This window comes from Corallococcus sp. 4LFB (genome assembly GCF_046520365.1).
GTDB classification, from domain to species: Bacteria; Myxococcota; Myxococcia; order Myxococcales; family Myxococcaceae; genus Corallococcus; species Corallococcus caeni.
On record NZ_JBKGHJ010000372.1, the window covers coordinates 1 to 8,815 of the forward strand.

Annotated in this window: 8 protein-coding genes; 5 read left to right on the forward strand and 3 right to left on the reverse strand. The window is 71.7% G+C overall.

What is annotated here, in order from left to right; translation table 11 throughout:
* Both ACLEQD_RS30720 and ACLEQD_RS30725 read left to right on the forward strand, forming a co-directional pair.
* Nucleotides 1-1,439 (forward strand): hypothetical protein (locus tag ACLEQD_RS30720; RefSeq protein WP_410388986.1); only part of this gene is annotated, 1,439 nt, incomplete at its 5' end.
* A gap of 88 nt (nt 1,440-1,527) precedes the next feature.
* Nucleotides 1,528-1,944, forward strand: coding sequence for a hypothetical protein (locus tag ACLEQD_RS30725; RefSeq protein WP_410388988.1), 417 nt, complete (start codon nt 1,528-1,530; stop codon nt 1,942-1,944).
* Between the two features lie 77 nt (nt 1,945-2,021).
* Here ACLEQD_RS30725 and ACLEQD_RS30730 read toward each other — a convergent pair whose 3' ends face one another.
* The 3 genes from ACLEQD_RS30730 to ACLEQD_RS30740 form a co-directional block, all read right to left on the reverse strand.
* Nucleotides 2,022-2,711: an NTP transferase domain-containing protein gene (locus ACLEQD_RS30730; RefSeq protein ID WP_410388990.1), complete on the reverse strand. Its 690-nt coding sequence runs from the start codon at nt 2,709-2,711 to the stop codon at nt 2,022-2,024.
* A 228-nt stretch (nt 2,712-2,939) separates the two neighbouring features.
* Nucleotides 2,940-3,248, reverse strand: coding sequence for an HPP family protein (locus ACLEQD_RS30735; RefSeq protein ID WP_410388999.1), 309 nt, complete (start codon nt 3,246-3,248; stop codon nt 2,940-2,942).
* 106 nt (nt 3,249-3,354) lie between these two features.
* A complete protein-coding gene (locus tag ACLEQD_RS30740) occupies nt 3,355-3,891 on the reverse strand; it encodes a hypothetical protein (protein WP_410388991.1) in 537 nt (178 codons plus the stop codon).
* Nucleotides 3,892-4,092: 201 nt separating this feature from the next.
* On the opposite strand from ACLEQD_RS30740, the gene ACLEQD_RS30745 reads away from it, so the two are divergent.
* The 3 genes from ACLEQD_RS30745 to ACLEQD_RS30755 all read left to right on the forward strand — a co-directional run.
* Nucleotides 4,093-7,050, forward strand: a complete 2,958-nt coding sequence (locus ACLEQD_RS30745; protein ID WP_410388993.1) for a hypothetical protein — start codon at nt 4,093-4,095, stop codon at nt 7,048-7,050.
* Between the two features lie 31 nt (nt 7,051-7,081).
* Nucleotides 7,082-8,272 (forward strand): OmpP1/FadL family transporter, encoded by a 1,191-nt coding sequence (locus ACLEQD_RS30750; RefSeq protein ID WP_410388995.1) that lies wholly within the window; start codon nt 7,082-7,084, stop codon nt 8,270-8,272.
* 86 nt (nt 8,273-8,358) lie between these two features.
* Nucleotides 8,359-8,815: SEC-C metal-binding domain-containing protein (locus ACLEQD_RS30755; protein WP_410388997.1), on the forward strand; the 457-nt coding region annotated here is incomplete at its 3' end.

Consider the following 8,815-nt stretch of genomic DNA (forward strand, 5'->3'; position numbering starts at 1 on the left):
GGGGCGCGGAGGGGCCTCTCCCCGCCCCCGCCCCGGAGCCTCCCGTGTCCGCCTTCCGCCCCGCGCTGTGCGCCACCTTCGCCGCCGGCCTCCTCCTGGCCGCGCCCCCCGCGGAGGCCCGCTTCGGCAAGAAGTCGTCGGACTCCTCCAGCAGCAACAAGGACGACGACAAGGGCGCCAAGGTCCACGCCGCGACGCCCATCCGCTCCAGCTCGCGGGACGAGGCCCCCAGCCGCCCGCCGCCGCCCCCGAGCGACGACGACGACTGCTGCGACACCGCGCCCGCGTACAGCCGGTCTTCGTACTCCGCGGAGTCCTACGGCGACGCCCTCCTGGCGGCCGCGGAGCTGCTGGCCATCGCCGTGGACACCTCCGAAGGCGCGCGGCCCGTGGACATGGCCGTCCGCCAGCGGGCCCCCTCGCCGCCGCTCGACGTGCGCATGGGCCTCAACGTCGGCGCCATGGGCGGCGGCACCGCCGGAGACGTCTTCCTGGGCATCGAGGGCGAAGCGCTGGGCTTCGCCGTGCAGGGCACGCAGCTGACGCTGCCCACCGACGACGGCACGCGCGGCACGGATGAGCTCCGCCTGGCGACCGTGCACTTCACCTGGGCCGCCGTGTCCACCGACCGCATGCGCTGGCGCGTGGAGGGCGGCGTCTCCACCGCGGTGGCGCCGGACATCACCTTCGTGGGCCCCAGCCTCGCCACGTCCCTGGAGGTCTGCGTGGCGGGCCCGCTGGACGCGGAGGCGCGCGTGCAGGGCACGCCGGCAGCTACCGGCAGCTGGACGCGAGCGCGGGCCTGGCGGTGCACCTGGGAGCCCTCAACCTGCGCGGCGGCGTGCGCGGGCTCATCCTGGACGACACGGGCAAGGTGGACGGCGTCCAGCACGTGGACCGCTTCGTGGGCCCCTACGCGGGCGCCGGCTTCGTCTTCTAGGCCGCCCGGGTGTCCGGGGGTGCACATGCCCCCTTCCGGACACCGCCCCCCACCCCGGGGGCCCTGGTCTCCCGCGGGGTGCCGAGGGTTGAATATTCCGGGCGAGCAGGCGTCCAGATGCCGCGGCCCATCCCGTGGGCCCATGAAGAAGAGGAGGGGTCGCCGTGGGCTTCTGGAAGACGCTGTGTGCCGCGCTCGCCGTCGCTGTCCTGCTGGGGTCCGCGCCCGCGGAGGCCCGCTTCGGCAAGCGCTCCCGGCCGGCACCTCCGACGCGAAGGGCTCCGACGACAAGGACGACGGCAAGCAGGAGCACCGCGCCACCCCGGTGGGCCGCTACGCCTCGGACGCGCCGGTGCGCTCCAGCGTGCGCGCCTCCGGCGTCGGCGTGGGCTGGTTCGACGTCCTCTTCGTCAGCGGCCCGGCCAGCTACCACCGCCGCGCGCGCGTGGCGGCCCCCGGGGGGCTCGCGCGCCCAGGCCCGCGCCGCTCGTGCACCTGAACGTGCAGGGCGACAGCTTCGGCGACACCGGCGGCGCGCTGGACCTCTTCATGGCCCTGGACGGCCAGCGCTGGGCATGGACGCGCGCGTGAGCGGCATCGCGCTGAGCGCGGATGACGGCTCGGAGGACACGGACCGGCTGACGCTGCTGGACGCGCACCTGACGATTTCGCCGTGGTCCACCGAGCGCGGCCGCTTCCGCCTGGAGGCCGGCATCGCCAGCGCGCACGCCCCGGACGCCATCTTCGTGGGCCCCAGCTTCGCCGCGTCGCTGGAGGCGTGCATCGGCCCGTCGCCCTTCGACCTCGAGGCGCGCATCCAGGCGGTGCCCTTCCCGCACCGCCAGGTGGACATGCAGGCCGGGCTCGCGGTGCACCTGGGCGCCCTCAACCTGCGCGGCGGCTGGCGCACCCTGTACCTCAGCGACGCCGGCCAGCTGGACGACGGCGTGGTGCACGCGGACCTGTTCTCCGGTCCCTACCTGGGCCTGGGCCTGTCGTTCTGAAGGCCGGAAGGCTGAAGTAAAAACTCCCGGGGTCCCTCTCGCACCGTGCGGCCCCGGGAGCCTCTTCGCGCGCCGCGCTATTCCTCCGACGACGCCGCGTAGGACGTCGGGGTGGTGTCCGCCCCGGCGCCGTTGGACGCCCCCGCGCGCTTCATGCGCCGCTTGGGCGGCGGGGCCAGCTTGACCTCCGTGCTGAAGACGCGCCCGTAGATTTCCGGCGTGTTGATGTTCACGATGACGCCGGGGTCCTTCACGTTCAGGCGGCGCGGGTTCAGCGCCTTGAGCGCCGCCTCCAGGTCCTCGCCCTCCGCCTCGAACAGCTTGCGCGCCGCGCCCCGGGACAGCACCACCGGCCAGCCCGTGGCGTTGTCGTACTCCGGCCGGATGGCCATGACGCCGTCGGCGCCGCCGCGCTCCATGTCCTTGAGCATGGACTTCACGGTGGTGACCCGCAGCGCCGGCATGTCCACCGGGTGCAGGAGCACCACGTCCGCGTCCTCGGCCATGGCCGCCTCCAGCCCGGCCTTCACCGACGCCAGCAGGCTCTTCTCCCAGTCCCTGCTCGTCACCAGCTCCAGGCTGGGGTGCTGCTCGCGCACCGCGGCCTCTTCACTGCCCACCACGCCCAGCACCCCGCACCCCGCCTTCCCGAAGGTGGACGCCAGCGACTGAAGGAAGCTCTTGCCTCCCTCGTGCTCGATGAGCGCCTTGGGGTGGGACATCCGCCGGGCCTTGCCCGCCGCCAGGATGATCGCCACTGCCTTCATGACCCGCCTCCTCGCCCTCGACGAAAAGCCGGGGGCACCGCCAACAGGCTGTTGACCTCCTTCCGGGATTGCAGCCCGCCCGCCAGTACGAGTCGTCAGACAGCCGCCAGTCACACGAGGAGGTGTTGGCTGGAGGCCCATTCGGCAAGGGCGGGTGTCCACCAGCGGTCAGCCGGACGGGCCACCGGGCTTCCCCTCCCCCACGACGGATGGGCACGCGAGGGCCCTTCAGTGCAGCCAGCCGCTGGAGGCCGCCAGCCGCAGCGGGGCGGCCGTCTCCACGGTCGTTTCTTCCGGCGCCGCCAGCGCCTTGACGGTCAGAATTTCAGCCAGCCGGGCCAGCGGACGGCGGCGGGCCACGCGGTGCAGCTCGTCCTCGGTCACCTCGCCCAGGAGGTCGCCCCCGCGCCCCTCCACCACGGGCAGCATGTGCACGCCGTGGCGGTACATCTGCTGGAGCGCTCCCAGGACGGTGTCCTCCGGGAACAGGGTGATGGCGCGGGAGACGAGGTTCTGGAACTCAGGGCTGCGGCACATCGACACGTGAGGCCTCCGGTGCTCGGCGTTCGGGCGCCGTGTGCCGGAGGGCCTTAGCAATCCGCTTGCCGACGTCCGCGAGCCCCGCGGATCCGCCTGCCCGCCCCTACTTCTTCGGCGCCGGCTTCACCGACTCCACCAGCTTGCGGAAGCCCTTCTCCGCGCCGTTCACCGTCTTCTCCGGCCCGGTGAGCTTGTAGAAGAGGGCGCCCTCCGGCCCCTCCACGATGGCGCCGCGCAGCTTGAAGTTCGGCTTGGGCGTGGACGGGCCCATCATGGGGCCGCCGCCCGCGTACGTGCCCTTCACCTCCACCGTGGTCACGGGCAGCCCGTTCACCTTCTCCTGCTTCGTCTTCGCGTCCTTGTCCTCCAGGGGCTTGCCGTCGGGCTTCTGGAACTGCGCCACCCAGCGCTTCACGTTCGCGTCCACCGCGCCGCCCTGGCCCTGCCCGAAGTAGAAGACGGCCAGTTCCCCGTCTTCCGCGTCTCCCTTCGCAGCGGGCACCTTGTAGGTCGCCGCGCGCATCGGCCGCGCGGGCTGGGCGGCCCACTCCGCGGGCGCACTCCACGTCAGGCCTCCGGCCTCCTCCGCGCTCGCGCCCATCGCCACGGTCATCGCCAACACAGTCAGCAGTCGTCTCATGGAGCGGCAGCGTAGCCCCGTTCCACCACGCGTCACGCGTCTCTCCCGCACGCGCCGCGCGAGACGTCCACCCGCGTGCACGCGAGGCCCCTCCACACCTGACTCGTCGCGTCAATCCCTCTCACTTTGTGACCGGGAGAGGGCGTGCTACTCACTGCATTGTTTCCAGCAGTTCACCTTGGGCTGGAGGGGATTCCCACCATGAAGAAATCGCTGTTCCTCGGGGCCATGGCCCTGGGAGCCGTTGCCTGCACGCCGGAAATCGCGCAGGACGCTCCGAATACGAACGTCGGCCTCGCGGAGTTCGATCCCACGGGTTCCCCCGCCGTCGTTCCCTCTCCCAACGACCTGGCCATCAACCGGGCCACGGGCAAGGTGAACGCGCCCATCAACCCGGCGGCGTCCGCGGCGGAGCAGGAGTTCACGCGCGACTACCTGAACTCGCTGAACGGCTTCCCGACGTCCGCCATCGCGTCCACCAAGGTGAAGGACCTGGACGCGTTCACGGTGAACGCGAAGACGGTCATCTTCATCGACCTGTACGCGGGCACGCCGCTGGCGAAGAAGCCGGTGATGCCGACCATCGCGTACAACGAGGAGACGGACCTCATCAACCTCATCCCCCCGGTGGATCCGAACACCGGCCTGCCGGCGTGGCCGAAGGGCGGCCGCTACGCGGTGGCGCTCATCGGCGGTGAGAACGGCCTGAAGACCACCTCCGGCCACCCCATCATCGGGTCCGCCACGTGGGCCTTCGCCAGCTCCGCCAAGCCACTGGTCACCTGCGAGGACCTGACCTCGCCGGACTGCGCCCCGGCCACGGAGATCATCCCCTCCGCGGAGACGGATCCGGCCAAGCGCCTGGCGGACCAGACCGCCAGCGCCATCCAGCTGGAGCAGCTGCGCCGCGGCTACGCGCCCCTCATCGAGGGCCTGGTCGCCAAGGGCTTCAAGCGCGAGGACGTGGTCCTGCTGTGGACCTTCTCGATCATCAACCAGCCGGAGGCCACCATCAGCCTGGCCCCGACGGCGCGGCTGCCGGCGCCCATCGTCCCCTTCCCCAACAACCTGGCCCGCACCCCGGCCACGGCCACCACGCCGGCGCACCTGGCGTTCGACGTTCCGACGACGCCGGGCCTGCAGCAGGACCTGTTCATGGGCCTGAACACCCTGGACGGCTTCTCCACCACGGGCGCCATCGTGTCGGAGAACGGCGACAGCGTGGGCGTGCTGGACGGCACCATGTTCCGCGAGGCCTCGGACGGCCCGGCGCCCACGGTGGATCCGGCGTCGCTGGCCGCGGGCGTGAAGTTCTTCAAGGTGACCAACCAGGACAAGGGCACCCAGCCCGACGTGGCGGTCTGCCTGGTGAACAAGACCGGTGACTGCGGCACCAGCGTGGGCACCGACGGCGTCGTCCCCGTGCCCCAGCAGCTGCAGATCGTCCCGAAGGCGCCGCTGGATGGCGCCACCGAGTACGGCGCGGTGCTGACCACGGACCTGAAGGACATGCAGGGCCGCAACGTGGCCCCGGCCACGGCCTTCGCGCTGCTGCGCCTGGCCAACCCGGTGTACGTCGACGGCAAGAGCACCATCTCCTCCGTGCCGAGCGAACTGGCCAAGCAGCTGGAGCCGCGCCGCCTGCTGCTCAAGCCCTACTTCGACAAGGTGGCGGCGCCGGTCAAGGACGGCGGCCTGGGCATCCCGCGCTCGAAGATCGCGCTGGGCTGGAACTTCACCACCCAGAGCACCACGTCCATCCTGCAGCAGCTGTACGCGCTGCCCGGCGCGCTCGGGGCGTCCGCGTCGCCCAACTACATCCTCCCCATCACCGCGCAGGTGAAGGGCGCGATGACCGGCGCGGGGCTGCCCAGCGACAACGTCGGCGCGGTCTACGAGGTGCAGGCCAACACGCCGTTGCTGCTCACGGGCCCCTTCGGCACGCTGAACCCGGCCGAGCCGCGCCCCACGCGCTACCCGTTCATGCTGTTCGTGCCGGCCGGCGAGGCGCCCGCCACGGGCTGGCCGGTGCTGGTGTTCGGCCACGGCCTGACGAGCAACCGCACCGCGGTGCTCGGCGTGGCCAACAAGATGACCGGCGCGGGCTACGCGGTGGTCGCGATGGACGCCGTCTACCACGGTGAGCGCACCAGCTGCGTGGGCTCCGCCGCGGTGCTGGGCACCACGGACACGGTGGGCGACGACGGCGCGTGCGCCAGCCCCCAGACCCAGCGCTGCGAGAACAACCCCGCCAGCCTGTCCTACGGCCGCTGCGTGTCGCGCACGCCGACGACCGCCGCGGACTGCAGCGCCGCGGCGCTCCCGCCGGGCGTGCCGGCCGACGTGTACTGCTCCAGCGTCGTCTCCCCGTCGCAGGGCCGCTGCGTGGCGGCCACCAACCGCTGCGAGGGTGGTGACTTCACCCGCAACAGCTCCGGCGTCCCGGCCATCTCCGGCTGGAACTTCCTGAACCTGGGCAACCTGTTCACCACGCGCGACAACTTCCGCCACCACGTGGTGGACTTCAGCCAGCTGCTGCGCGTGCTGGGCAGCCAGGAGCTGAACGCGGCCGTGAAGCTGGACGCGGCGCAGGTGGACTACCTGGGCCAGAGCCTCGGCGGCATCATGGGCACCATGTCCACCGCGGTGTCCCCGCGCGTGCACCGCTCGGTGCTCAACGTGGCCGGTGGCGACCTGGCCGGCGTGCTGCTGACCGCGCCCGCCTTCGCGGCGCAGCGCGCCGCGTTCCTGGGCTCGCTCGCCTCCGCGGGCGTCAACCCGGGCACCCCGGCGTTCGACACCTTCATCGGCCTGGCGAACACCATCCTGGACCCGGCGGATGCGCGCAACTACGCCTACCTGCTGGACAACGCCGCGGTGGCCGGTACGGACCCCAAGGTGCACCGCACGTTCATCCAGTACATCGAGGGCGACCAGGTCATCCCGAACGCGAACACGGAGGCGCTGATCAACGCGGCCAACCGCATGGGCGCTCCGCGCACGGTGGCCACGTACATGTTCCCGGAGAGCGTCATCGGCGCCATCCCGCCGGCTGGCCGTCACGCGTTCCTCAACAACCCCGCCATCCCCGAGACGGTGCGCAACGCGGCGCAGGACCAGATCATCGGCTTCCTCGCCACCGGCACCGTGGCGCAGTAACGCGAACCACTGAGAGAGGAATCAAACACCCATGAAAAAGACACTCTCCCTCGTGGCAATCCTGGCGGCCGGTACCAGCCAGGCCGCGGGCTTCCAGATTGACACCCAGGGCGCGCGCGCCACCGGCGCGGGCGGCGCGGCCACGGCATGGCTGGAGGACTCGTCCTCCATCTATTACAACGTGGCCAACATGGTCGGCGTGAAGACGCTGGACATCACGCTGGGCGACACGGGCATCCTCCCCAGCATCACGTTCCAGCGGCCGGGCCAGGAGGCGGAAGGGCAGCGCACCACGCTGTCGCCGCCGCCGCACCTGTTCGTCGTCTACAAGCCGTTCGAGAAGGCGGCGTTCGGCGTGGGCGTGTACACGCCCTTCGGCGCGCGCAGCCGGTGGGAAGAGGGCTTCAGCGGCCGCTTCCGCGGCTACGAGTCCTCGCTGGCCACGTACTACATCAACCCGTCGTTCGCGTATGAGCTGCACCCGCGCTTCCGCTTCGGCGCGGGTCTGGACATCGCCCGGGCCACCATCGAGCTGACGCGCGGCCTGGACTTCGTGAACAGCGAGGGCTCCATCCACCTGGGTGGCGCGGACTGGGGCTCCGGCTTCAACGTGGGCGTGCAGGCCAAGGTGCTGGACAACCTGGACATGGGCCTGCACTACCGCAGCGCCGTGGACATCCAGTTCAAGGGCCAGGCGGACTTCCAGAACATCCCGGTGGAGTTCCAGAGCCGGCTGACGGACCAGACCGCCAGCGCGGACGTCACCCTGCCGTCCACCGTGACGGCGGGCCTGGCGTACCGCCCCCTGAACAACCTGCTGCTGGCGTTCGACGCGAGCTGGGTGGACTGGTCCTCGTTCGCGGAGCTGGCCATCCGCTTCGAGAACCCGGCCATCGACAACCCGCTGCCCAAGCGCTGGCACGCGAAGTGGAAGTACGCGCTGGGCGCCGAGTACGGCGTGACGGAGGCCCTGCAGGTGCGCGCGGGCTTCGTGTACGACCCGTCCCCCAGCCCCGACTCCACGCTGACGCCGGACCTGCCGGACGCCAACCGCATCAAGGTGACGGCGGGCGTGGGCTACCAGCTCAAGCCGTTCCGCGCGGACCTGGGCTACCAGTTCGTCGCGCTGTCGGACAAGGAGAGCTCCGCGCCGGGCATCCCCGGCACGTACTCCGGCTCCGCGCACGTGTTCGGCCTGACGCTGGGCTTCACCCCCCAGTAACCCGCTGAACCGTTCCTGAAGCACCGGGGCGCCCGGCTCCTTCCGTTCGTGGAAGGGCCGGGCGCTTTCGCTTACGGTGCCGGGCCGTGAGCCCTTCCAAGCCCGGCCGCAACGACCCGTGCCCCTGTGGCAGCGGGAAGAAGTACAAGGCCTGTCACGCCGCCGAGGACCGCGCGAAAGCCGCGACGCCTCCCCCTTCCGCCCCCGCCCATCCGCTGAAGCAGGACCTGGAGGGCGCCATGTCGCTCCTGGGTGACGCGGACGTGTCCCGCCTGTCGCAGGCGCTGGAGCACCTGGGCGTGCTGCTCGCGGGCGCGGGGCCCCAGCCGGGGCTGCGGTACGACGACAAGGCCTTCAGCGACCACGTGGGCCAGGCGCTCGCGAAGCTGGCCGCGCAGGAGGGCCTGGACGCGATGGAGGCCCGCCACAGCCTGCGCGTGGGCGTGGTGCGCGAGCTGGGCACGCGGAGCTTCCAGGAGAAGTTGGGCGCCGGGCTGCTCGCGCAGGCGGCCCGCGGCGGGCGCACGCCGGAGGAGCGGCGGG